The sequence below is a fragment of the Gardnerella lacydonensis genome, assembly GCF_048545055.1.
Lineage (GTDB): Bacteria > Actinomycetota > Actinomycetes > Actinomycetales > Bifidobacteriaceae > Bifidobacterium > Bifidobacterium vaginale_C.
In genome coordinates this window covers 86796-110497 of the sequence record NZ_JBKQXT010000004.1, presented here as the reverse complement: position 1 = coordinate 110497, position 23702 = coordinate 86796, and the positions used below count along the sequence as shown (strand labels likewise).

19 protein-coding genes are annotated in these 23702 nt (G+C 39.8%); 11 read left to right on the top strand and 8 right to left on the bottom strand.

What is annotated here, in order from left to right; translation table 11 throughout:
- Nucleotides 1–84 precede the first annotated feature (84 nt).
- Nucleotides 85–1374 (bottom strand): helix-turn-helix domain-containing protein, encoded by a 1290-nt coding sequence (locus tag ACJV45_RS05430; protein WP_419397824.1) that lies wholly within the window; start codon nt 1372–1374, stop codon nt 85–87.
- Nucleotides 1371–3518: a DUF6020 family protein gene (locus tag ACJV45_RS05425; protein WP_419397823.1), complete on the bottom strand. Its 2148-nt coding sequence runs from the start codon at nt 3516–3518 to the stop codon at nt 1371–1373. The genes ACJV45_RS05430 and ACJV45_RS05425 overlap by 4 nt, the downstream gene beginning before the upstream one ends.
- A gap of 110 nt (nt 3519–3628) precedes the next feature.
- Between ACJV45_RS05425 and ACJV45_RS05420 the strand changes: the two genes are divergently transcribed.
- Nucleotides 3629–4633 carry a biotin--[acetyl-CoA-carboxylase] ligase gene (locus ACJV45_RS05420; protein ID WP_419397822.1) on the top strand — a complete coding sequence of 335 codons (1005 nt, stop codon included), beginning with the start codon at nt 3629–3631 and terminating at the stop codon, nt 4631–4633.
- A 731-nt stretch (nt 4634–5364) separates the two neighbouring features.
- On the top strand, nt 5365–6654 hold the full coding sequence (locus ACJV45_RS05415; RefSeq protein WP_419397821.1) for a hypothetical protein: 1290 nt from the start codon (nt 5365–5367) through the stop codon (nt 6652–6654).
- Between the two features lie 585 nt (nt 6655–7239).
- Here ACJV45_RS05415 and ACJV45_RS05410 read toward each other — a convergent pair.
- Complete coding sequence (locus ACJV45_RS05410) at nt 7240–8079, bottom strand: ATP-binding cassette domain-containing protein (RefSeq protein WP_415681414.1); 840 nt, start codon at nt 8077–8079, stop codon at nt 7240–7242.
- 55 nt (nt 8080–8134) lie between these two features.
- Complete coding sequence (locus ACJV45_RS05405; protein ID WP_415685298.1) at nt 8135–9313, bottom strand: ROK family transcriptional regulator; 1179 nt, start codon at nt 9311–9313, stop codon at nt 8135–8137.
- A gap of 271 nt (nt 9314–9584) precedes the next feature.
- On the opposite strand from ACJV45_RS05405, the gene ACJV45_RS05400 reads away from it, so the two are divergent.
- From ACJV45_RS05400 to ACJV45_RS05365, 8 genes are all read left to right on the top strand, one after another.
- The gene (locus ACJV45_RS05400) at nt 9585–10739 is read left to right on the top strand and encodes a substrate-binding domain-containing protein (RefSeq protein ID WP_004117014.1); all 1155 of its coding nucleotides are present in this window, start codon (nt 9585–9587) and stop codon (nt 10737–10739) included.
- 99 nt (nt 10740–10838) lie between these two features.
- Complete coding sequence (locus ACJV45_RS05395) at nt 10839–12383, top strand: sugar ABC transporter ATP-binding protein (RefSeq protein WP_165847622.1); 1545 nt, start codon at nt 10839–10841, stop codon at nt 12381–12383.
- A gap of 7 nt (nt 12384–12390) precedes the next feature.
- Nucleotides 12391–13611 carry a multiple monosaccharide ABC transporter permease gene (mmsB, locus tag ACJV45_RS05390; RefSeq protein WP_004112039.1) on the top strand — a complete coding sequence of 407 codons (1221 nt, stop codon included), beginning with the start codon at nt 12391–12393 and terminating at the stop codon, nt 13609–13611.
- 140 nt (nt 13612–13751) lie between these two features.
- Nucleotides 13752–13982, top strand: coding sequence for a CDP-diacylglycerol--glycerol-3-phosphate 3-phosphatidyltransferase (locus ACJV45_RS05385; RefSeq protein ID WP_004125635.1), 231 nt, complete (start codon nt 13752–13754; stop codon nt 13980–13982).
- A gap of 73 nt (nt 13983–14055) precedes the next feature.
- Nucleotides 14056–15669, top strand: a complete 1614-nt coding sequence (locus tag ACJV45_RS05380; RefSeq protein WP_419397820.1) for a xylulokinase — start codon at nt 14056–14058, stop codon at nt 15667–15669.
- Nucleotides 15670–15759: 90 nt separating this feature from the next.
- A complete protein-coding gene (locus tag ACJV45_RS05375; protein WP_016817141.1) occupies nt 15760–16452 on the top strand; it encodes an L-ribulose-5-phosphate 4-epimerase in 693 nt (230 codons plus the stop codon).
- 67 nt (nt 16453–16519) lie between these two features.
- A complete protein-coding gene (gene araA / locus ACJV45_RS05370) occupies nt 16520–18034 on the top strand; it encodes an L-arabinose isomerase (RefSeq protein ID WP_004125629.1) in 1515 nt (504 codons plus the stop codon).
- Between the two features lie 91 nt (nt 18035–18125).
- The gene (locus tag ACJV45_RS05365) at nt 18126–18986 is read left to right on the top strand and encodes an aldo/keto reductase (protein ID WP_419397819.1); all 861 of its coding nucleotides are present in this window, start codon (nt 18126–18128) and stop codon (nt 18984–18986) included.
- 221 nt (nt 18987–19207) lie between these two features.
- On the opposite strand, the gene ACJV45_RS05360 is transcribed toward ACJV45_RS05365, so the two are convergent.
- The 3 genes from ACJV45_RS05360 to ACJV45_RS05350 all read right to left on the bottom strand — a co-directional run bounded on the left by ACJV45_RS05360 (nt 19208) and on the right by ACJV45_RS05350 (nt 22006).
- Nucleotides 19208–20032: an amino acid ABC transporter ATP-binding protein gene (locus ACJV45_RS05360; protein ID WP_419397818.1), complete on the bottom strand. Its 825-nt coding sequence runs from the start codon at nt 20030–20032 to the stop codon at nt 19208–19210.
- The gene (locus ACJV45_RS05355; RefSeq protein WP_419397817.1) at nt 20032–20982 is read right to left on the bottom strand and encodes an amino acid ABC transporter permease; all 951 of its coding nucleotides are present in this window, start codon (nt 20980–20982) and stop codon (nt 20032–20034) included. The genes ACJV45_RS05360 and ACJV45_RS05355 overlap by 1 nt, the downstream gene beginning before the upstream one ends.
- Before the next feature lie 154 nt (nt 20983–21136).
- A complete protein-coding gene (locus ACJV45_RS05350; RefSeq protein ID WP_020761374.1) occupies nt 21137–22006 on the bottom strand; it encodes an ABC transporter substrate-binding protein in 870 nt (289 codons plus the stop codon).
- A 265-nt stretch (nt 22007–22271) separates the two neighbouring features.
- Between ACJV45_RS05350 and ACJV45_RS05345 the strand changes: the two genes are divergently transcribed.
- Nucleotides 22272–23138 (top strand): 5'-methylthioadenosine/S-adenosylhomocysteine nucleosidase family protein, encoded by an 867-nt coding sequence (locus tag ACJV45_RS05345; RefSeq protein WP_419397816.1) that lies wholly within the window; start codon nt 22272–22274, stop codon nt 23136–23138.
- A gap of 12 nt (nt 23139–23150) precedes the next feature.
- On the opposite strand, the gene ACJV45_RS05340 is transcribed toward ACJV45_RS05345, so the two are convergent.
- On the bottom strand, nt 23151–23699 hold the full coding sequence (locus ACJV45_RS05340) for a cupin domain-containing protein (protein ID WP_419397815.1): 549 nt from the start codon (nt 23697–23699) through the stop codon (nt 23151–23153).
- Nucleotides 23700–23702 lie beyond the last annotated feature (3 nt).

The window sequence follows — 23702 nt, the reverse complement described above, 5'->3', positions numbered from 1 at the left end:
TTAGCTAAGCATAGCTGCGTAATTTTTTAGCGCTGAAAATAGTGTGTTCTTTTATAGAATGCGTTGTTTTCGGCGCTTTTTGCTTTAGTGCGCAGAATCGCGGATGCGTCCAATCGTAATTGCAGTTTGTAAAACGTATGCTTCACGCGGATCGGTGGCGTCCCAGCCTGTTGTTTGTGCAACTTTGCGCAGTCGATATCGTATTGTGTTTGGGTGCACATTAAGGTTGTGTGAAGTTTGGTCTAGTGCACCGCCAAATCGCAAGAAAGCATCTACAGTTTGCAAAGTCGGGTCGTCTGGGTTGTATGGTGCCAAGCTCTGATATACCTTAGTATATAAGGTTTCTACGGCGGTTTCGTCGCCTATAAGCGCGCGCTCTGGCAGTACGTCGTCGCAGCGTATTATTTGCGGCAAATGTGTTACAGATGGCGCAACAGCAAGCGCTGCTAGAGTTGCTGTGATTTCTTCGCATATTTCTTTTGCGCCGACCGCAATTTCGCTTATGCAAATTGGCTTACCTGATTTTGTAAATACTTCGCAAAGTTTGTTTAGCGCGTCTTGGTTTGGGTTTTCTTTTAAAGCTAGGATGATTATGTGTGACGGGGCAGGAAATTCATCGCTTTCTTTTGCTTGAGGTTTTGCGGCTATTTTCCATGTTTTTGTTCTAGATGTAATTGCGTCTTTTTGAACGCGGTCTACTATCGCATCGTATGCTCCACATGCGCCAAGTTGTGTCCATATGGTTCGTCGTAAAGTGTCTGTGTTGTTTTTCGGCGCGTGAGTTGTTGTTTTTCGTGTTGGACTGTCTTCGTTTATGTCGAGTGTTTCGTATGTACCAGCTATTGCCAGGAGTCGCGTATTTTCTTGCCATTGTAATAGGTGCATTAGCGCACTTACGCGGCTGTCACAGATTCCGTTCATAAGGCACGTTCCGATTAGCGTGTGCAATCGTAAGCGTGTTGATGCGTCAAAAACTTTGCCGTCTCGAATATCAAAAATTCCAAATGTATCTTCGCTTTTTGGAGCGCATGGCATTGGCGTAAATTGTGGTGTTGTGCTAGTAGCTTTTTCTGTAGTTTCGTTTGATTGTTTTCTGCGCCATAAAAGATGATGTTTTTTATGTGTTTCTGTTTGGTTTTGGTCTTGAGTTTCTTCGGCTTTTTCATCGCTGGTTGCTTGCGATTTTTCCTTAGCTTCGTTTGAGTTCCTATTATAAATATTGTTTCCGTTTGGCAATATTCCTGTAAGAATTGTTAGAAAATCAACATCTTCTGTGATGTTGCTAGTAGTACTATAGTCTACGTCATGAAGCTTGCTGGTTGTGTCAGCAGTAGAGTCGCCAGCAACCGCGCTATCGTAAAGTTCGTTGTTCATTTGTCACCTCCAATCGTTTCTATATTTAATTTTGGCAATTTTGGCAACTGTGAAGTATTTTCTATTTTTGTATTTGACGTTATATCTATAATATTATCTCTGCCAAGCAATTTAGACTCTCTTAAAAATGTTAGAGCCGTAAAGAAGAATACGAACGTAATAGGGAGCATATGTCGTTCAAAATTGTTTGCAGGAGCCAGCACCATTACTCCCATTAACAGCGCAAGAGGAATATGCAAAACGAGTGTTTTCCAACGTTTAAGAACGATTTCTGCAACTCCGATAAGCAGTGTGCCAACAACATACAGGTTTCCGTGAATCAGCCAACCTAAAATCGGCGTATTACTCCACGATTCAACAGTATTTGAAACACCTGCACGCCATTCTGGTAGCCAGTAGCGTATCCACTCTGAGTTTTTTATGTTGTCAGTATTTATGTAGTATTCTGGTCCGACATAAGGGATGTCTAGAATGTCAAAATAACCGTAGGATTTGGCTAAGAATGCGTCCGTTGCAACAATTGGACTGTGTTTAACCATAAGCCACCATGCGTGGTTAAACTTTTTCATGTCGTCTTTTGTAATGTAACGCCAACGGTAGCTCACTTTTTTAGACTGTAAGCCAGAAGATTTTACAGGATCTGCGTCTTGAGGTGTGTATGCTTCAGCGGTTTGGTTGAGATTAAAAATTGGCGCAATTTCTCGTGCTGCTTTATGAGGTATGCTTTTTGGATCTAGTTTTGCGATTCTGGCTATTTGCTGAAGTTGTACTCCGCGGCTTTCAATAGGATCTCCATTTATTATGGCTCCGCTAGATATGGCTATTACTATGGCTCCGTGTATAAGAATTGTTGGGAGCAGAATGCATAAAACCCATATTTTCCAACGTTTTATGCTGTAAAACATTAGAAGTACAAATTGAATTACAAGAATATACCACGCGTATTTTGCTGCGATTAGCATAATGCAAACGCTTATTATCAGTTCAAGAATCGTATGTTTGCGTGAAATTTTTGTGTTTTGTATTGTGCAGTGTAGTTCGTAAGATATTCCAAACCACCATACGAATGCAAATGCGAATAATGGTGATTTTGTTAGTGCGATTGTTGAAAAAACTACAAGTGGACTGAATAAAAATGTGATTATTACGGCTGCGCGGAAGAAGATTGGTGTTGGTAAGGCGGTTTGCGTTTCGTTTGTTTTAGATTTAGCCCACGGTGTGTTTAGGAATCGGTTTGCTGTGGCGGCACAACACCATGCTGCAAAAATGAATTGCATAATTGCAAGTAGTATGATTCCAGCATCGTTTGATTCGGTAAAATATCGCGATACTGCTGCTACGGCACCGTAAATTAATGTTAAAACAATGTTGTGTTGGTCGCTTAAATACGTAGGTTTTGCCGGCCAAAGATAGTGTGCTGTTGGGTAGATGTCTGCTGGAACAAAGCTAAAGAATCCAATGTATGGTTGTTTTATGCCAGTTATTTGGTTCCATGTCCAGCTGTATTCTCGGATTTGTGAGCAAATATCGGCTCCATAAGCTGCTAGAAGTGTTATTGGTGCCCACAGCCAGCCGATAATCAGTGTTAGGAAAATGTTTCGTTTTCTACAAGTTGAATGGTAAAAACACCATTCTAGAGTACGTTTTATTGAAAAAATTATCTTAGGCTTTTTAGCGGCGATGCTTCTAAATGGGTGAAAAAGTGGTTTTGTGATTTTGTAAGTTGTGATTTTTAGTATTTTTAGTATTTTGTCGTTTTTGTCGTTTTTGTTATTTTTCCCAAAATGAATGATGAATCTTAAAATAGCGTAATAAACGCAGAATACTGCTGCAAAAATAAGTGCGTTAACCCAATTAAAATCGGTTAAAGATCCCTGATTGCGGTAAATCACGCCTAAGCTTGTGCAAAGAGCGAGCCAGATGCAAGTAAATAGTATTAGTGCTTGAGTCGCAAGCTGACTTACGAGATTAAATATTGATGTTTTTGTCAAGCTTGTTTTTGATGTGCTTGTTTTTGGATCGATTTTCATTTCAGATTTCGTATCTGGTTTTATATCGTTTTTCGTATCTGGTTTTGCATTGCAAGTATCAGTAGGTTCTGCGACTGTTTTTGCGCTCGCATAGTCATTTTTAATGAATTTCATATTGGCCTACTGATTTTTAATCCTAATAAGTAATTTGTGTAAAGTACTTGTGTAAATTATACCTGTTGCACAATCTTTTTAAATTATATTAAAATTTCTATAATTTCTGTATGAGTAATTTTTTTGAACGCACTAAAAATGTTGCAGACGGTTTTGTTTATTTTGAAGTTATTGATTCAACGCAGAATTACGCACGCAAAATTCTCGCTGATGGGTGCGCTTATGGGTGTACTGATGATTGCGGCAATATCCGTTTTGTAAAAAGACAAGACGAGTTGCCTGCGATTTATGTTGTTGCTGCTTGCCATCAGACAGAAGGCAAAGGAAGATTGTGTAGAAAATGGGTTAGTAAGCCTTTTGAGAGTTTACTAGCTTCTTTTGCCACGATTTTGCCAAGTAGCATTGTTAAGAATCCAAGTTACAATGGCTGGCTGCCTATAATTGCTGGTCTTGCTACGCGAGATTCGATTATTGGCGCGTTAAAAGAGTTTGGCTCTACGCAGATTGAAAATGGGGAATTGCCAGATTATAGCAAGATCAGTCTTAAATGGCCTAATGATATTTTTATTGGTGACTGTAAAGAAGGTGGGGTTTTAACGGAGATTGTTTTGACTCCAAAAACGGTTGCTGGCGATATTGCCGATCCTAATATTGGAGTTATTTTCGGGATTGGTTTAAATCTTTTTATGGATAAGCAGTCGCTTCCAATCGAGGAAGCAACTTCGCTTAAAATGCATTACGATAATCTGCCAGATTTTGCTGAGCTTGGGGATAATATAGCCGCGCGATTGGTGGAAAATCTTAGGATTAGGTTGGGGAAGTTTGTAAAGAATACGAATGAATGCTCTTTGGATTTGCTTAAAGAGGCGAGCGAAGCGTGTTGGACGTTGGGGCGCAAGGTGATTGTTCGCGCGCCGAATGATGACGGCTTGGGGATTGATGCTGGAGTTGACGATTCTAATAACGCTGATGCTTATGATGTTGGTGCAAAAAGTTTTACTAGTGTAGAAGGAGTTGCTCAAAATCTTATGCGTGATGCTTCTATTCAAGTGCGTAAGGATTCTGGGCAGATAATAACTGTTCGCACTGGTGATGTTTGTGCTGTGCGAATTTAGGTGACTTCGTGTGCTGCGCTTTAAGCGCTCATGCAAGTCGCTTTGCCCGTGTTTGTTTCTTTTATCCCGCGTTTGTTCCCAAAACCACCAAATGCGTAAACAAACGCGGGAAGGTGTTCTTGGTTTTGTTTATTTTATCCCGTGTTTGTTCCCAAAATCGACAAATACGTAAACAAACACGGGCAAGTGTTCCCGCATTTGTTTCTATATTTGCTCAAAAAGGGAACAAATGCGGGGTAAGAGATAGATAGAGTGAAGAGTGGTGGGGTAAAGAGTTGTGTGCGATTGTCTTGTAGCGTGGCATTTGGTGTGATGTTAGTGCGGTGTTAGTGTGGTGTCGGCGTGTTGCGTGTGTGATGTGTGTGGAATGTTGATTTTTCAATGGTTTTATAGTGTTAGTGTTCTTGCTTGAGTAGTTTCCTGAGAAAAGTCTGGGAAAATTCTTTAAAAACCTTGAAACAATGTGTTTTTACGGTTTTATTAGTGTTAATCCACAAATATTATGGTGAAAATAGTTTTTATTGTGGATTAGTTTGTGTGTAACATTATTTTTTTCTGTTTGTTTTGTGTGGCTGCCTCTTGACTTTTTTAAACGGGGGGGGGGTATGTTAATAACAGCTGCTAGCTAGATGCTCTGGTTGGTGGTTATCCACAATGTTTTGAATGTTGTTGGATTTTAATGTTTTCTCTTCGCGTGTTTTACGTGGAGGAGAAGAAGAAAGGAAATTAAAATGATGAATAAGAAGGCTATCGCCGCTTTCGCTGCTGGCGCAACTTTGCTTGCCGGCTTTGCAATGGCAACCCCAGCAATGGCTGCTCCAACCTGCCCAGCGCCTGCACCACTCAAGAGCGTTGCTAAGACTGCTGCTGATGCTGCTTACACTGCTTATGACGAAGCTAATACTGTTCTTAAGGGTATGACTGTTTCTGAGGATGCTACTGGTGCTGTGCCAACTATCACACCAGCAGCTGGTAAGACTGTCGCCGCCTATTACAATGTGAACGCTGATACTACTATCGAACTTTTTGATAAAGCAATTAAGGCTGACATTAAGGAGGGCGAGGCTGGGAATCTTCGTGCTTTTGCTGCTAAGCGTAATGCTCATGTTGCTTCTCTGAATGCTTATAATGCTCAGAAGAGCAAGGTGGCTGAACTTTTGCAGAAGTGGGTTGATGCAAAGTATGTTCTTGAGCATTGCGCAACTCCAGATCCAACTAAGGATGAGCTTAATCGTGCTGAGATTAAGAAGGTTTACGACGCTAAGCAGGCTAAGGATAATAAGGAAGATATTCTTAATAAGAAGCAGAAGGCTTTTGATGATGCTTTCAAGGCTTTGAAGGCTGCTACTGCCGAGTTTAAAGCTCGTAAGGCTGCTGTTGATGCTGCGCAGGATGCTATCGATAAGTTCGAGGCTTCTGGCGTGACTGATTCTGCTACTCTCCAGAAGTTAAACGATGCTCTTAAGCGTGCTAATGCTCATTATCTTCGCGCTACTACAGCCCTTGGAGATGCTCAGAAGGCTTACGATGATGCTTTGAGTGCTGTTAAGAAGGCTGTTTCTGATTACAATGATGCTTTGGCTGAGTACAAGCGAGTTTACAATGAGGCTGTTGCTATGGGTATTAACCCAGATGATTTGCCACCAGTTGTGACTGATGATCCTTTGGATCCAAAGTTCCCAACCGTTCCAGATGCTCGTGATCTTTATTCTAAGTCTTTGAAGGGCGAGTTTGGTAAGGCTGTTCAGCAGGCTGCTCAGAAGGCTGAGGCTGGTAAGAATGCTCCAGCCGCTGCTGGCGCTCAGGGTGCTCCAGCTGCTGCTGGTGCTGCCGCTGGTAAGGCTGGTGCCGCTGCTGGTGCTGCTAAGGGTGAGCTTGCTGGTATGGGCGCCAAGGGTGGCCATGGTAAGGGCAAGGCTGGCGAGCAGCTTGGTAATGCTGGTGTTGGTGTTGCTTTGACTGCTTTGGCTGCTTCTATGCTTGCTGGCATGGGTGCTGCTGTTCGCAAGATGCGTCACTAAACTAAAAGCACGTTAAGTGTTATCAGTGAGCGTGCTGCGTATTTTTCAGTGCGCTCACTTCTATGATTTTGCTCTCAACTGTGGTAGTTTTCTTTGATTCTGCCGCAAGTTTTCTTACAGGATTGTATTACTGGTTTTTACTGTTTTGCTTAATTTCCTTTTTTCGCAGTGGATTCTGGTGATGCTGGTTTTGTGAGTTGACTGTTGAGGGTAATTAGCAGTGCTGTTTTTGCTAGGGACAGTAATAGTGCTGTGATTATTAAGGGCTTGGAGATAGATGCTACTAGGGGCGTCAACTCTCCGAGCCTTTTTTGTGTTTGTTTATTTTTATCCCGAGTTTGTTCCCAAAACCACCAAATACGTAAACAATCTCGGGAAAATGTTCTTGTTTTTGTTTATTTTATCCCGTGTTTGTTCCCAAAATCGACAAATACGTAAACAAACACGGGCAAGTGTTCCCGCATTTGTTCCTATATTTGGTGTTTTGGTAAACAAACGCGGGAAGGTGTTCTTGGTTTTGTAGTCAGATTTAGTGGTTCTGGGAACAAATGTGGGCTTATGTTCTTATGTTTTGACTTTAATAGCTTATTTTGTACTTCTGCTAATAAGCGTATTTCTTTTATGACTTAGTTTTTGATTCTCGTTTATATTGTCTATTATTGATGAAGATATTGTATCGTCTTCCTCATCCTCTATTCCAGTCATTTCTCTGATTATTTGGACATAATTTGTTTCACTAACATCATGATTTCCAACGATTTTTCCTTGTCTTAGTACAACTATCCTAGTTGCAACTGCAAATACGTCTGGAAGATTATGGCATACCAATATAATTGTGCGACCCTGTGATCGTAGGCGTTTCATATAAGATAGGGTTTCAGCTGTTTGTGTTAAAGATAATGAAGCTGTAGGTTCGTCTAATAGTATGAGTTTTGGATCCGATAGTAGCATTCGTGCCAATGCGACAGTTTGACGTTGTCCACTTGATAGTAATCGTATTGGAGTATGTATTCTTATGGCACATGTTAGTTCTTGTAATGCCTTTCGGGCTTCACACGCCATTGCATCTTTATTGAGTGTATGACATGATTTATTTCGCATCTCTTTGCCTAAGAATAGATTTGATGCAACGTCCAAATTATCGCAAAATTCTTGTCCTTGAAAAACTGTTGCTATTCCAAGATCATTTGCTTCTCGTATGGAGTGCAAATTCACTTCTTTATCTTCAAAGATCATTCTTCCTTTTGTTGGTTGGATCAAACCAGATATTGTTTTAATAAGAGTGGATTTTCCGACGCCATTGTCTCCAACAATTGCCACTATTTCTTTGCTATAAATATCGAGTGTTATTGATTTAAGCGCTTCGGTAAAGCCAAAGTTTACGCTAATATCTTTTAGCTGTAGGAGTGGATTTTGTCCGTACATTACGTCTCCTTGTTGATATTGCTAATAATATTGCAATCGATATTACAACCTATTTCTATAGGTGTTGAGATGTTTTGTGATGTATTTTTTCTGCAGCATCAATTCCTTCTAGTGCTGCTCCTAGTGCAGAACAATTAGTAAGATTTGATGCAACTACAACTTGTATAGGAGTTAAAACATCAGGGAATAGTAAGCGGTGCAATGACTCTCTAAAAGCATCGACGAAAACTGATCCACTTTGCACTAGGAGTCCTCCTATAACTACAATTTCAGGGTCTACTGATGTACATAGTTCTGCTGCTACTGTTCCTATTCGTATTGCAGTATCAGCTATGATACGTCTGCATCCTGGGTCTCCTTCATTTGCTAAACGTACAAGATCTTCTACAGTTAGATCTCCATGGGTAACTCTTAATAACGATGTTATTCGTTCTTCATTTATAAAAGTATTAAGGCACCCACGGTTTCCGCATGCGCAAATGCTTCCGAGTGGATCAACTTGAATATGCCCTATTTCTCCTGCCATTCCAGTTACGCCGCGCCATATTTTCCCATCTGCCATTATGGAGGCACCAGCTCCGTCATCGGTATTTATGTATATGAAATCTGTAGTTTTTGTAACAGATCCTGCTCTTGATTCCCATACTGCGCAACAGTTTGCATCGTTATCTAAAGTAACTGGAATATTAAAAATTGATTGTAGATACGAAATAATGTCGAAATTGTTCCAATGTGGCATAATGCCAGGTATTGCTATTGTTTTTGTACGTTTATCTATTGGTGCTGTTATAGATACGCCTATTGCTATTAGTTCTTTTGCAGATGCGTTTATGTTGGACAAAGTTTCATTTATGAGTAATGTTGCTCGTTCGAGAGTTGCATCTGGAATATGTTGTTTTGGTAATAGTAGTGTTCGTTCCGCGATTATGTTAAGTTCGTAGTCAATAAAAATTAGATCTAGAGAGTGTCTGCTAATTTTTAGTCCTACGCTTATTCCTTTTCTACGAGCTAAAGCTACGAGTGTTGCTCTTCTTCCGTTATGTATTGTGTTTTCTGTGTACAACCGCCCTTCTTTTACAAGTTGTCTTACAAGAGTTGATACGGTTGCAGTTGATAATCCTGTCGCTTCAGCAAGCTCTATTTGCGTAATTGCACCAAATCTGCGTATGTAAGAAAGTAATGCAGATCGATTAGCTTCTCGCAATGAAGTTTGGGATCCGAATAAATGCGACATAGTATAAGCATATCTATATTTTGAAGAATTGTCATTCATTGATTTGAAACTTTTGTTCTTTATTGGTTAAATTGGTTGAATTTATATTAAATAATTGGTACGAGCAGTTAATTCATGTAGATTAAGAATTGTATTAAATTTATATATTAAACAAAAAAATAGAAAAATTTGATTTATGTGTTTGACAACTTAACACAATAGTTTATAATAAAAAATTAGATAGCGTTGTAGCTGTCTATATCAAATAACCTTTTGATGCAAAGGAGCGTCGATGAACATAGGTAAAAAGGCAATCGCTTTATTTGTAGGTATTGCTGTAGTTGCTGGTTTATCAGCCTGTTCAGGTTCAAGAGGTGGTGCATCCAAAAACGTAAGTCAAGGAATTGAAAAAGGTGCCACCATTGGTGTCTCTATGCCAACAAAGTCGGAGGAACGTTGGAATAAAGACGGTAATAACCTAAAGAAGAAGCTAGAAGATGCTGGCTATAAAGTTATATTGAACTTTGCAGACGATAAACCAGCTCAGCAAAATGCAGATATTGAAAATATGATTAACAACGGCGCTAAGGTTGTTGTTGTTGCTGCAAAGGATGGTAGCGCTGTAGGACCTGCAGTAGAGAAGGCTCATGATGCTGGAGCTAAAGTAATTGCCTACGATCGATTGATTATGAATACAAAGGCTGTTGACTATTATGCAACATTCCAGCTTGAGCAGACTGGTATCCTTGAAGCAAATTATATTATTGATAAGTTGGGTCTTAAGAATGGTGCAAAGGGACCATTCAATATTGAGCTTTTCACTGGTTCTCCAGATGATAACAATGCTAAGTACTTCTTTAAGGGTGCATGGGATTTGCTGCAACCATACTTTAAATCTGGTGCCTTAGTTTCCCCATCTAATCATGGTGGTGGCGTGAATAAAGACTTTAAGGTTCAAGATTGGCAGAAGATTTCTGTTCAAGGGTGGAAAGCTGAACAGGCTCAAAAGGATATGGAATCAATTATTGATTCTGCATATGCTAAAGGTCAGCCACTACATGCAATATTAAGCCCTTATGATGGTATTTCGACTGGTGTTATCAACGCCATTGAATCTAAGCGTCCAGATTTAAAGCCAGGTACAGATAATTGGCCAATTATAACTGGACAGGATGCTATGGAGTCAGCTGTATCTTCAATTGCACGTGGAAAGCAGAGCCAGACAGTATTTAAGAATGTCAATAAGCTTGCTGAAGCCGTTTATCAGATGGTATTGGAAATTGCTAAAGGCAAGAAGGTGTCTGGTATTAACGGAAAGTTCAATAACAACAAGATAGACGTTCCTTCTAAATTGCTAAATCCACAAGATATTACTAAGGATAATCTTACTGACTTAGTGAAAGATGGCTATATAACACAAGAACGCTTTGATAAGTTAGTACATTAAAAATTAACTATCAATTTGAACTAATATGGGGGCACGATTAGTGCCATAGTTGTGCCCCCATTAGTTGAAACTGTGCGTTGTAATGATTGGAAGTAGATGATGTCGCATAAAGACACAATATTGAGTATGCAGCACATCACAAAAACGTTTGGTTCACTAAAAGCTCTTACTGATGTTAATCTTTCGGTTGATCGCGGTGAAATTCATGCAATTTGCGGCGAAAATGGTGCTGGTAAATCTACGTTAATGAATGTGCTATCAGGTGTTTATCCTTACGGATCTTACACGGGAAAGATTATATTTAACGGAAAAGAGTGTAAATATAGTAATATTAAAAATTCAGAACGTGATGGAATTGTTATTATTCATCAGGAGCTGACTTTAAATCCATTTCTTTCAATTTCCGAAAATATTTTCATGGGAAATGAATGCTCAAAAAATGGAGTAATTGATTGGAGCGAAACTCGAGCTAAAGCTGCAGAACTTCTTAAACGCGTTGGTTTGCCAGAAGATCCAGATACAAAGATTATGGATATTGGTGTTGGTAAACAGCAGCTTGTAGAGATTGCTAAGGCTTTATCTAAAAATGTAAAGTTGCTGATTCTTGATGAACCAACTGCAGCATTAAATGATGAGGACTCTGCGCATTTACTACAGCTTGTTCGCCAATTAAGAGATGAACATGGCGTTACAAGCATTATAATTACGCACAAGCTTAATGAAGTTGCTGTAATAGCAGATAACGTTACTATAATTCGTGACGGATCGACAGTTGGTGAAATGTATATTACACCAGAAACGCCATTAGATTACGATGAATTAATTCGTAAAATGGTAGGTCGAGAATTAACCAATCTGTATCCTAAGCACGAAACAAATCAATCTGGTGAAGAATATCTTCGTATAACCAATTGGACAGTTCATCATCCAATGGATAATAGCCGAATAATAGTCGATAATGCTAATTTGTATGTTCGTTCTGGCGAAATTATTGGATTGGCTGGATTGATGGGTGCTGGCAGAACCGAATTGGCTATGAGTGTTTTTGGACGCTCATATGGCTCCAATATAACTGGTGATCTTTATATTAAAGGTAAAAAAGTCGAATTGCGCAATGTGCAAGAAGCAATTAATGCTGGTTTGGCTTATGCTACAGAAGATCGTAAAGGTTATGGTTTAAATCTTTTGCAGAATATTCGCGAAAATTCATCTATTGCTTCATTGTCAAAAATGAGCAAATTAGGTGTTGTTGATGGAAACATTGAGCGAAAAGAAGTTGATGCATATCGAGAGAACTTTAATATAAAATGTCAAAACATTGATGTGCAAGTTTCTACGCTTTCTGGCGGAAATCAGCAAAAGGTTGTATTGGCAAAATGGGTTCTTTCTGATCCAGACATACTCATTCTCGATGAGCCAACTCGTGGTATAGATGTTGGTGCAAAGTATGAAATTTATGAAATCATCGATAAGCTTGCCGATCAAGGTAAAGCTGTTATAGTTATTTCTTCTGAACTACCAGAATTGATTGGTATATGCGATCGTATTTATACCGTAAGTCAAGGCGTTATCACAGATGATGTTAATAAGAATGGGTTTACCCAAGAATATCTGATGAAATGCATGACTAAGGAAAGGAATTAGCGTTATCATGAGCAAAAACAGATTAGCCCAAGATACGAAGGGTGAACAAAAATCAAGTATTCTTTCGACAATTACCGATAATGCAAGACAATATGGAATCGTTGGAGCTTTAATCGTTATTGTCGTTGTGTTCCAAATACTCACAAAAGGTGTTCTTTTAACTCCTAACAGTTTTGTTTCTTTAATTCAGCAGAATGCGTATGTGATTATTTTGGCAATAGGCATGGTGATGGTGATTATTGCCACACACATTGATCTTTCTGTAGGATCTTTAGTCGCATTTATTGGTGGTGTTTGTGCACTGTTGATGGAACGCTATGGTGTTAATTGGGTATTGGCGATTGCTATATCAATTGTTGTTGGCTTACTCATTGGTTGCTGGCATGGTTTCTGGGTGGCTCGAATGGAGATTCCTGGATTCATCACCACTCTTGCAGGCATGCTGATCTTCCGAGGTTTATCTACGGTTATAGTTGGCGAATCTGTGCCTATCACTTCAGACGCGTTCCGTGGAATTGCTCGTAACTATCTTCCTAATATTCTCGGTTGGTGGGGTCCATTTGATGGTCTTACGATTGTTCTTGGTCTTATGTGCATCGCCTTGTTTGCTTGGAGCCAAATTAATAAGCGTAAGCATGTAGAAAAAGTTGGATTAGTCCCAGAACCACTATCGATTACTGTATGCAAGATCGTATTTGCTGCTCTTGCAATCATATTTGTAACATATTTGTTAGCATCCTCTGGCAATTCCGAGATGGGTGGAACTCCAATTATGTTGGTGATTGTTGCGATTTTGGTCGTTGCATACAACTTTATTCTTACAAAGACAGTTTTTGGACGTCACATATATGCTGTTGGAGGTAACCGTAAAGCTGCAATACTTTCTGGTATTGATGTTAAGCGTGTAGATTTCTGCTTGTTTGTTCATATGGGATTCTTGTCTGCTATCGCTGCTGTAGCTATGCTTTCTCGTCTGGCATCTGCTACTGCACAAGCTGGTATGGAATTTGAAATGGACGCAATTGCATCCTGCTTCATCGGTGGTACCGCTGTAACTGGTGGTGTTGGAACTATACCTGGAGCCGTTGTTGGTGCTTTTGTTATGGGCGTGATCAATCAAGGCTTGTCTATCATGGGTGTTGACACTGCAATTGTGAAGACAATTAAGGGTCTTGTGTTACTTGCTGCAGTGGCTGTTGACATAATGAGCAAGCGTCGTAAGCGCTAAAAATGCCGTATATATATTGGGCGTGCACTTCAGGTATTGCACAAGCGTTGTGAACAAAAAAGTGTACGCCCAATTTCGTTCAGTCATTGTCAGTTATTAACAGGTGTTAATCAGTATAAAAGAACAATAAGGAGGAATATATGCCAAAAAAATATATGCAAAAGACTAGAATGTACGCGCTAACTACCTTTTTTATGTCGATTTGGTTATTCCAGTCTTTATATGGTTCTTATAAATCTGGTGACTTATTTGCTTGGTACACTCTTCTTTTCTCATTGTGCTTATTAATTGTAATCGGCTATTGCGGTTACAACGCTTTTAAAGGATTCAGTCAAGAGCGTAAAGATAAGAGCGAGGATTCTAAAAAGTAATAGATGATTGATTATTCAAGATTTTCTACATATTTGAATAAATGAATCTTATAAAAGCATGCAAAGGAGCATCATGTGTGATATTTCGAGTGTATCATCTAATAAAAAAGATATTATTAATGCAAACACTTATCTTGGTATTGAGTTGGGTTCAACTAGAATTAAAGGTGCTTTAATTAATGGACAATATCAAGTTATTGCAGAAGGATCTTATAAGTGGGAAAACAAACTAGAAAATGGTTTGTGGACCTATGATTTATCTGATGCTTGGCATGGTATACAATCTGTTTTTTCTCAGATAAGTAATCAAATTAATAAAGACTACCAATTGCGTTTAAATAATATTGGCGGCATTGGTATTTCAGCAATGATGCATGGTTATTTAGCCTTTGATAATAGAAATAAGTTGCTTGTGCCATTTAGGACTTGGAGAAATACTAATACGCATGATGCTCACAGAATTCTTTCTAGTGAATTGAATCTTAATATACCGGAGCGCTGGTCGATAGCTCACTTGTATCAATGTGCGCTTGACGAGGAAGAACATGTACATAATGTAGCATTCTTTACTACGCTATCTGGCTATATTCATTGGAAGCTTACTGGCAAAAAAGTATTAGGATTGTCGGATGCTTCTGGAATGTTTCCTATGGATTCAAACAGTTTAAGCTGGGATGAGAATGCGTTAAATAAAATTGAGAATCTTTCTGAAATATCTAGTCAGCCTTGGAATTTGAAGGATATTTTACCTACACCTCTTTCAGCTGGAGAATTTGCTGGTCGATTGACAGTTGATGGTGTTTCTCTTCTTGACCCTAGTGGCATTTTGAATCCAGGAATACCATTTGTTCCTCCTGAAGGAGATGCGGCAACTGGTATGGTTGCAACCAATACATTAAAGCCTGGTACTGGTAATGTTTCGGCTGGGACATCTATTTTTGCAACTGTTGTTTTAAAGCGTCCTTTGTCAAAATCTCACAAAGAGTTAGATATAGTTATGACTCCAGATGGTCATTTATCTGCAATGAGTCATGCTAATAATTTCACTACAGATTTAAATGCTTGGGTTAACTTATTCTCTCAATTTGCTGATGCAATAAGAAAACCAATATCAATGGATTTGTTATATACAAGCCTGTTTAATTCTGCTGTTGATAATGGAACTGAATTTGATGCTGGAGGAAATATTAACTACTGTTTTTCTTCTGGAGAGTTCCAAGCAGGTTTGGAAGAAGGGCGATTTGTATTTGCTCGCGGTCCGCAAGCAAAACTTTCACTCGGAAACTTTATGCGTGCTCAACTATATGGAGCATTTTGTCCAGTGACTATTGGAATGAATGTTTTAACAAAAGAAGAGCATGTTGAAATTGATTCTTTGCTTGGCCATGGTGGTATTTTTGCCACCCCTGAAGTTTCTCAGCGTATTGCTTCGGCGGCGTTTGGTGTTCCAGTAACCACTATGCCTACGGCTTCTGAAGGCGGATCGTGGGGAATGGCGATTTTAGCATCGTACATTAGACGAAAAAATATAACATTAATAGACTTTTTGCAAAATGAAGTATTTGCTCATGTGAATTCAGTCACCGTGTTCCCTCGTAAGGATGACGTGGAAGGATTCCAGAGGTATTTTGAGCAATTTATGAGGTCATTGCCAATAGAACATGCAGCAATAGCTACGATGCCGTAAAAATATTGCGCAGAAGATTGCTTAAGTCAGACTAAAAATAGTGTTTTCTCATCATATTTTTAAAAAATTTATTAGAAAGAAATAGTAATTATGAAAACTTTAAAAGATTATTCACAAGAAACTCAATCTGAGGTAAAACTGGTACGCGAATTAGTATCCAATTTGCATGATCAACTTATTAAATGGAATTTAGTTGTGTGGACTGCGGGAAATGTTTCTCAACGTTTGCATACTGCTGATTTAATGGTTATTAAGCCTTCTGGAGTACGATACGAAAGACTAACTCCTGAATCAATGATTGTTTGTGATCTAGATGGGAATGTTGTTGATGGATCCTATTCTCCAAGTTCTGACACAGCTTCGCATGCTTATATTTATAGGAATATGCCTGAAGTATTTGGAGTAGTGCACACTCATTCGACTTACGCTACTGCTTGGGCTGCTATTGGAGAAAATATACCGTGTGGATTAACAATGATGGGAGATGAGTTTGGAGGTTCTGTTCCAGTTGGACCATTCAGGTTGATTGGTAGTGAGGCCATTGGACAAGGCGTTGTTGAAACATTACGCAAATATCCTAAGTCGCCAGCGGTTTTGATGCAAAATCACGGTCCATTCGTCATTGGAAAAGATGCAGAAAGTGCTGTGAAAGCTGCTGCTATGACGGAAGAAGTAGCCAAAACAATGTGGGCTGCTAGGCAAATAGGGAAAATAATCGATATAAAGCAAGAAGATATCAATTCGCTTAATAAACGATATCAAAATGTTTACGGACAAAACTAATAAAAATAATCTAAAGACAATTACATATATAAGACAATTACATATATAAGTCGTATAGGAGTAAATAATGGCTATGGAAAATCCTTTTGAGAACAAAGAAGTGTGGTTTGCTGTAGGTTCACAAGAACTATATGGTCCAGAAACCCTAGAACAAGTGGCAACACAAGCTAGAGAAATTGTAGATTATTTAAATAATAAACATTCGATACCTGTGAAAATTGTTTTGAAACCAACCTTAAAGTCATCTGACGCTGTGCGTAATTTTATGGTTGATGCTTCTTCAAAAGAATCTTGTATAGGTGTGATTGCTTGGATGCACACGTTCTCGCCAGCAAAAATGTGGATTCGCGGATTAGAACTGTTGCGTAAACCTTTGCTTCAGTTGAATACTCAGTATCATCGTGAAATACCTTGGGACAGTATTGATATGGATTTTATGAATTTAAATCAAGCTGCTCATGGAGATAGAGAATTCGGTTATATTGTTTCTAGACTTGGTATCAGAAGAAAAATAGTTGTTGGTCATTATACGAATCCAGAAGTTTCGGATCGCATAAATGCTTGGGTTCGTGCGTGTTTAGGCTGGTGGGCGTCTAACAATATGAACGTTATGCGTTGGGGAGACAATATGCGTAACGTTGCAGTTACTGAAGGAGATAAAACTGAAGCTGAGAAAATCTTTGGTGCATCTATTAATACTTGGTCTGTAAACGAATTAAATTCATATGTTAATCGTGCTACAGATAAGCAAGCTAAAGATTTGATAGAAGATTATAAAAATAAATACAATGTTGATCCAGAATTATTAAATCAAAAATATGATTCTCTGTTAATTGCAGCTAAGCAGGAAATTGGAATGGTATCCATGATGCGTGATTATGATGCTACTGCTGCAGTAGATAATTTTGAAGATCTTGGTGGTCTTTCTCAACTTCCAGGAGTTGCTGCTCAACGTTTTCCTTCCGAATATGGATGGGGTTTCTCGGCAGAAGGGGATTGGAAAACCGCAATATTGGTTCGTTTGGGATTAGTTATGGGGTATGGTCTTGAAGGTGGAGCTTCTCTTATGGAAGATTACTCGTATCATTTTGAGCCAGATAACGAAATGATATTAGGATCACATATGTTAGAAGTTTCGCCTTCTATTGGAAGTATTCAAAAACCTCGTCTTGCTATATACCCATTGGGTATCGGCGGAAAATCAGATCCTGTTCGACTCGTGTTTACTGCTGCTCCTAAAAAGGATGCTGTTGTGGTTTCTCTTGCGGATATGTGCAGTAGATTTAGACTTTTAATGAATGTCGTAGATGTTGTAGAGCCGTCTGGAAGCTTAAAGAATTTGCCTTGCGCTCGCGCCATGTGGAAACCGCAGCCAAGTCTATCTTTGTCTGCGCAATGCTGGTTATTGGCTGGTGGATCCCATCATACTTGTATGACAACGTCAATTGGTAGAGAAGTTTGGGAAGATTTTGCGCGTATCTCTGGTGTTGAACTAGCTGTGATTGATAAAAACACTAATGCCCAAGATTTTGAGCGCAATCTACAGATTTCTCAAATGTATTACAAGCTTAATGTTAAGTAATATTGGCGTTATTGCGTCTCTAGTGAGGAGTGTTTGTTGTGTTATTATTGCCTTTGAAAATAATGGTCAATTATAGCGAAGGGGTGTTTTAATGAATGAAGATATGCACATTGTGCCTAACATTTTATTATCGGATGGCAATTCTATACCACAAGTTGGTTTAGGTGTACTTCGAGTTGATAAAGTAAGTATGCATGATGTTGTAGAAAGCGCTCTTTCGCTAGGATACAGACATATTGATGCTGCAGCTGGATATAACAATGAGAATGAACTAGGCGAAGTATTGCGCGAAACTGGTTTTAATACTGGCGAATTGCGAGAAAACCTATGGGTGACTACAAAGGTTAGAGATTCACAGCAGGGGTATGACAGTACTTTAAAGGCTTTTGATTCTCAACTTGCGGATCTTTGCTTGAACTATGTGGATATGTATATGATTCATTGGCCTACACCATTTAATTGGCGTTCTGCAGAAACATGGAAAGCATTTGTTAAGTTGAAAGAGGAAGGTAGGGTACGTTCGCTTGGTGTGTGCAACTTTATGCCTTCTGATTTGCAGCGTTTATATGATGAAGTTGGTCAGTGGCCTCAAGTGAATCAGATTGAATTGCATCCGAGCTGGCAGCAGTCTAATGTAGTTGATTTTTGCAAGAAGCATAATATTGCTATTGAAGCGTATTCTCCATTGGCGCGCGGACGTGATTTGAATATCGGCGATGGTGTTTTGGAAACTATTGCTAAGAATCATGATGTTACTTGTGCTCAGGTGATTTTGCGCTGGCATATTGAACATGGATACATTATCATACCTAAATCTGTTTCAGCAAATAGGCAACTTGAAAATATTGATGTTTTTGGATTTAGTCTTGAGGATGACGAAATACGCGCAATAGATAACTTGAACTCTAATGAGCGCATGGGGCACGATCCTGCAACGTTTAGTTATGCATGATTGTGTGACGTTTCTTTTATCCCGTGTTTGTTCCCAAAATCGCCAAATACGTAAACAAACACGGGCAAGTGTTCTTGGTTTTGTTTCTATATTTGGTGTTTTGGTAAACAAACGTGGGAAGGTGTTCTTGGTTTTGTAGTCGGATTTGGTGGTTCTGGGAACAAACGCGGGAATAGGATTACGCTTACGCGAGCGCGATTACCGCGTTTGTTCCTAAAAAATCAATGTCGGAAAGACTTAAAGAAGTTTTGTGTTTCTGGGTCTGTGCAAGCGTCCATAACCTCGTATGGCGTGCCATTTTCTGCAACAACGCCGTTTCGTAGCAAAACCACTCTATCGGCAGCTTCGTGCGCAAAATGCATCTCGTGAGTAGCCATTAAAATCGTGGTTCCTTGCTGTTTTAGCTCCGCAACCATGTCTAGAACTTCTCCAACAAGCATTGGGTCTAGTGCGGACGTAATCTCGTCTAAAAGCAAAAGTTGTGGGCTTGTCATAAGCGCGCGCGCAATTGCCACTCGTTGCTGCTGGCCTCCCGAAAGCTGATCTGGGTAAGACTTTGCTTTATTTTCTAGCTTAATCCTAGATAGAAGCTCCATTGCGCGGCTTTCTGCGCGGTCTTTAGCCCAATGGTGAACTTTTCGCGCAGCAAGAGTTACATTGTCTAAAACGCTCATATGTGTAAAAAGATTGAATTGCTGGAACACAACTCCGATTTGAGATCTAATTTGATCCTGATTTATACGAGGATCTGTAATATCTGTGTTTCCAAGCCAAACTTGACCGTCGTCTACTCGCTCAAGCAGATTAATGCACTTCATAAGAGTAGATTTTCCGCTTCCAGAAGGTCCTAAAAGAGCTACCACTTCGTGAGGCGCAATATCAAAAGAAATGCCTTTAAGAACAGGTGTTGAGTTATACGATTTGCGAATATTGCTTAAGCGCAAAACTGGTGTTGAATCCGTGTAATCGCTTGTACTCGTTTGATCACTTGTGTTTGTGTAATCGCTCATTTGCTGACTTACCTTCTGGTTTGTTAAGTTATTCATCACACGGTTCCTCCGTTTAGCTCGCGTTTGCGCAGTCTTGCCGTATACCAATCGTTTAGAACAATAAACGGAATGCTCAGCGCTATAAACACAACGCTTGCTACAACGTATGGAGTGAAGTTATAAGAAGTTGCTACAGATATTTGAGCGGCTCGAACAGCGTCTACAGCGCCCAAAACCGATATGAGTCCTGCATCTTTTTGCATTGATATGAAGTCGTTCATTAAGGCAGGAGCTACTTTTCTTAAGCCAAGAGGAATTACCACTAATCGCACAGTTTGCCCAGATGTTAGACCAAGTGACCTTGCGGATGCTCGCATAGATGGATGCACGTCTTCAAAGCCTGCGCGCAATACCTCTCCAACATATGCGGAGTAGCTCATAACAATGGCGATTGTACCGAGTACTGCTGGAGGAATGCGCCCAAAAAGCTGCAATCCTGGTATGCCGAAGCCGATTAAGTAAAGCACAACAAGCATTGGTATGCCGCGCATAATAGTTGTGTAGAATTGCGCTATAGCTCGCAAAGGGAAAAGCATTGGGCTTACGCTTGTGCGAATAACAGCAATTAAAGTTCCAAGTATTGCTACTCCAATAACAGCGAATACTAGCACCTGCAGATTAAGCATTAAGCCTTGCAAAACAGATGGCAAAGATAGCATGAAGTATTTGCCAGAGAAGAATGTTTCGCGCACTCTTGGCCAACCAGGACTCATTGCAAGTGCCGCAATGCACACGCCAAGCAATACTAAAGTGCTTATTATGCTTGTTAAAACTGATTTAAGATTTTGCTTTTTGCGTATTGCTTTGCGCTCAATCTCAATATCACTTAAAGCGTATGTTCCTTCATCTAACGCAGTGTTAGCGCTAGATAGTGACGGTGTATTGGAGAGTGACTTATTCGATTTGTTGCTTGCAGAATCTGTTGCAGTGCCGGTAAGTACTGTCATTGGCGGTAGCCTGAGCCTTTCGACATAATGAATGATACGCACTATTGTAAGCACTTTTATGTGACGATTGGGTTACAAGTTGCTTACAATAATGCGTATTGGTAATGACGTTAGTACGATTTTTATTTATTTTTCTTTATTTTTGGTTTAGTTTTTACTTCAGAACTGGCACATTAGTCGTGTACTCTGCAAGCCACTTTTCTTGGAGTTTCTTCAAAGTTCCATCTTTTTCTAACGCATTCACAGCCTTAGTAACGTCTGCAGTAAGCTTAGAGCCTTTTGGAAGTACCAATCCAGTTCCTTCCTTATCTTCCGATCCTGCAATCTGTCCAAGAACAACGCCGTCTTTAACCTGCTTGCTGCGCACAATGTTTACGGAAGATGGAGTATCTATAACAAGTGCGTCAATCTGCTTAGAATCAAGAGCCTGAACCAAAGCGTCATTATCGTTAAAGGTTTGAATATCGCTCTTAATCTTGTCTTTAGCAAAGCTGTAGCTTGTTGTTCCAACCATTGCGCCAATTGTAGCGGTTTTAAGGTCTGCTAAGGTCTTCGCGTTAGCAAACTTGCTATCTTTTTTGACCACAACACCCTGAGTTGCGTTGTAGTAGCTTGGTGAAAAGTCTACTGCCTTCTTGCGCTCTTCTGTAATAGAGAACTGTTGAAGGTTAAAATCAAAGTCTTTTGGTCCTGGGGTTACTGCGGAGTCAAAGGTTGTGCGAACCCACTTTACCTTGTCTTTATCGTATCCGAGTTTCTTTGCAACAGCGTATGCTACTGCAGATTCGTATCCCTTGCCGTTTTCTGGCTTGTTGTCGTACATCCAAGGTGTGTAAGTTGGCTGAGCTGTGCCGATTGTCAAAACGCCTGGGGTAATCGTCTTTTGGTTTGGATCTTGTGCGTTTTGGCTGCCGCATGCTGCTGTGCTAACCATTGCTGCCATTGCTAATGCTGCTGCTGCAATTTTTGTAGCAGCGACTGCTACGCGGTTGGTGTGCAAGTTGTTGTGTACGAAAATAGCCATTTTTTCTCCTTGTTTTTGCTAAAACCTTAAGATTTTTCGCTTATTCGTTTTTTAAGCGATTTAAGTAGGTTTTGCGGCCGTACATTTGATAGTTTATAAGATGCTGAAAGCATTTAAGGCTTAATTGTTACAGAATTGTTATCGCGATTGTTTATAACGCGCTATATTTTGTTGATTTAATACGTGGTTTTGTGGTGATTAGACTTAAGTCGTAGTATGTTAAGTGTCAGTTACATACGGTGTGTTGCTTTTTGAGGAGTATTTCATGTTAAATAATTTTGAACATAGCGTGGCTGACGATTTTTCTGAAAACTCTAAAGCTTTTAGTCATCTTTCAAAACTTGCTGTTATAGTTGCACTTCAAAAAGAAGCTCAGCCTATTCTTCAAGCATTTTGTGGGGATTATAAAACTTGGGATTCGTATGGGGTTACTTTTATTCAGGGCAAAATCGCTTCGAATGGCAAAGGTGAAAATCCTACTCTTACAATATGTGTTGCTGGAATGGGGAAGTCTGCTGCAGCAGCTGCAGCTCAAGCGTTGATAATCGAATCCAATCCACAAGTGTTGATTTTTAGCGGAATCGCAGGTGCTTTAAATCCGCGTCTTAGTGTTGGAGATATTGTTATAGGCAAAAATCTTCACTATTTAGAAACAAATACGCAGATTATTGCAGAGTGTGCTCCGTACAAATCTGTTTTTGAATCAGATCCAAAATTATGCGATTTAGCTGCTAAAGAGGCAGAATTATTAGGATTTAGGCTTGAGAAGTCTTTGGAAGAATCCTCTTCGGTTGCTGGCGACTTATCCTCGGACTTTAAGCAAAGCGAGTCTAATGTAAATAGCGCTGCTTATGTGTGTGGAAACATAGCAACAAGTGACCAATTTAACACAGATCCTGATATTTTAGACGCTGTGCGAGCAACGGTTTTTGGCGATTGCGAAGAGATGGAAGGCGCGGCTGCTGCACATATTGCGGCTAAAAACGGTGTTCCATTCCTTGCGATTCGCTCAATGAGCAACCGTTGTGGAGAATCATACGAATCTGTGGACTCGCATAAGGATGATTTGGTTCTTGCGGCTAATCAAGCAGGATTGTTAACTTTGCGTGTTTTGAAGGCGCTTGTTAAATAACTGCAGACTAGTTTACTTATTTGAATCGTTTTTCTCTGCTAAATCAAAGCCGCTGAAAGTAAAGCCAGGGCTTACTACGCAAGAAACAAGAACATCGCCATCGCTTGGTATTGTTCTCTGCCATGTTCCAGCAGGAATTACAAGATGTCCGCGCGTGGATAAGCCATTGCAATCTTTAGAGTTTCCAAGAGTAAAACGCTGCAAATCTGCCTCATCACAAGGGGTTTTACCGCATCCACCAAGCTCAATCATAAGATTTGATGGTCCGTGCCATAACCAAATTTCATCTGCATCAACTTTATGCCATGCGCTTGAATCGCCAGCTGGTAAAAGAAAGTAAATAAGAGAAGCCAATGGTCTTGGTGCGTCTGCGCCAGTGTTTTCGTCAATTTGCGTATTGTTTGCGCTCGCGTTTGAAGTATTTTCGTTGTTATTTGCGCTATATAGTTGCGCTGCTTGCCAGTCGCGGGTGTACCATCCGCCTTCTGGGTGGGCTTCTAACTGTAATTCTTTAACAAGGTTTTTGGCGTAATCACTCATATTTTCTAAACTGACACTCATAAT

What these genes read in the sequence shown, in the direction of transcription:
- ACJV45_RS05430 (WP_419397824.1), bottom strand. Translation starts at nt 1,374, where the DNA reads ATGAACAACGAACTTTACGATAGCGCGGTTGCTGGCGACTCTACTGCT.
- ACJV45_RS05425 (WP_419397823.1), bottom strand. Translation starts at nt 3,518, where the DNA reads ATGAAATTCATTAAAAATGACTATGCGAGCGCAAAAACAGTCGCAGAA.
- ACJV45_RS05420 (WP_419397822.1), top strand. Translation starts at nt 3,629, where the DNA reads ATGAGTAATTTTTTTGAACGCACTAAAAATGTTGCAGACGGTTTTGTT.
- ACJV45_RS05415 (WP_419397821.1), top strand. Translation starts at nt 5,365, where the DNA reads ATGATGAATAAGAAGGCTATCGCCGCTTTCGCTGCTGGCGCAACTTTG.
- ACJV45_RS05410 (WP_415681414.1), bottom strand. Translation starts at nt 8,079, where the DNA reads ATGTACGGACAAAATCCACTCCTACAGCTAAAAGATATTAGCGTAAAC.
- ACJV45_RS05405 (WP_415685298.1), bottom strand. Translation starts at nt 9,313, where the DNA reads ATGTCGCATTTATTCGGATCCCAAACTTCATTGCGAGAAGCTAATCGA.
- ACJV45_RS05400 (WP_004117014.1), top strand. Translation starts at nt 9,585, where the DNA reads ATGAACATAGGTAAAAAGGCAATCGCTTTATTTGTAGGTATTGCTGTA.
- ACJV45_RS05395 (WP_165847622.1), top strand. Translation starts at nt 10,839, where the DNA reads ATGTCGCATAAAGACACAATATTGAGTATGCAGCACATCACAAAAACG.
- mmsB (WP_004112039.1), top strand. Translation starts at nt 12,391, where the DNA reads ATGAGCAAAAACAGATTAGCCCAAGATACGAAGGGTGAACAAAAATCA.
- ACJV45_RS05385 (WP_004125635.1), top strand. Translation starts at nt 13,752, where the DNA reads ATGCCAAAAAAATATATGCAAAAGACTAGAATGTACGCGCTAACTACC.
- ACJV45_RS05380 (WP_419397820.1), top strand. Translation starts at nt 14,056, where the DNA reads ATGTGTGATATTTCGAGTGTATCATCTAATAAAAAAGATATTATTAAT.
- ACJV45_RS05375 (WP_016817141.1), top strand. Translation starts at nt 15,760, where the DNA reads ATGAAAACTTTAAAAGATTATTCACAAGAAACTCAATCTGAGGTAAAA.
- araA (WP_004125629.1), top strand. Translation starts at nt 16,520, where the DNA reads ATGGCTATGGAAAATCCTTTTGAGAACAAAGAAGTGTGGTTTGCTGTA.
- ACJV45_RS05365 (WP_419397819.1), top strand. Translation starts at nt 18,126, where the DNA reads ATGAATGAAGATATGCACATTGTGCCTAACATTTTATTATCGGATGGC.
- ACJV45_RS05360 (WP_419397818.1), bottom strand. Translation starts at nt 20,032, where the DNA reads ATGAATAACTTAACAAACCAGAAGGTAAGTCAGCAAATGAGCGATTAC.
- ACJV45_RS05355 (WP_419397817.1), bottom strand. Translation starts at nt 20,982, where the DNA reads ATGACAGTACTTACCGGCACTGCAACAGATTCTGCAAGCAACAAATCG.
- ACJV45_RS05350 (WP_020761374.1), bottom strand. Translation starts at nt 22,006, where the DNA reads ATGGCTATTTTCGTACACAACAACTTGCACACCAACCGCGTAGCAGTC.
- ACJV45_RS05345 (WP_419397816.1), top strand. Translation starts at nt 22,272, where the DNA reads ATGTTAAATAATTTTGAACATAGCGTGGCTGACGATTTTTCTGAAAAC.
- ACJV45_RS05340 (WP_419397815.1), bottom strand. Translation starts at nt 23,699, where the DNA reads ATGAGTGTCAGTTTAGAAAATATGAGTGATTACGCCAAAAACCTTGTT.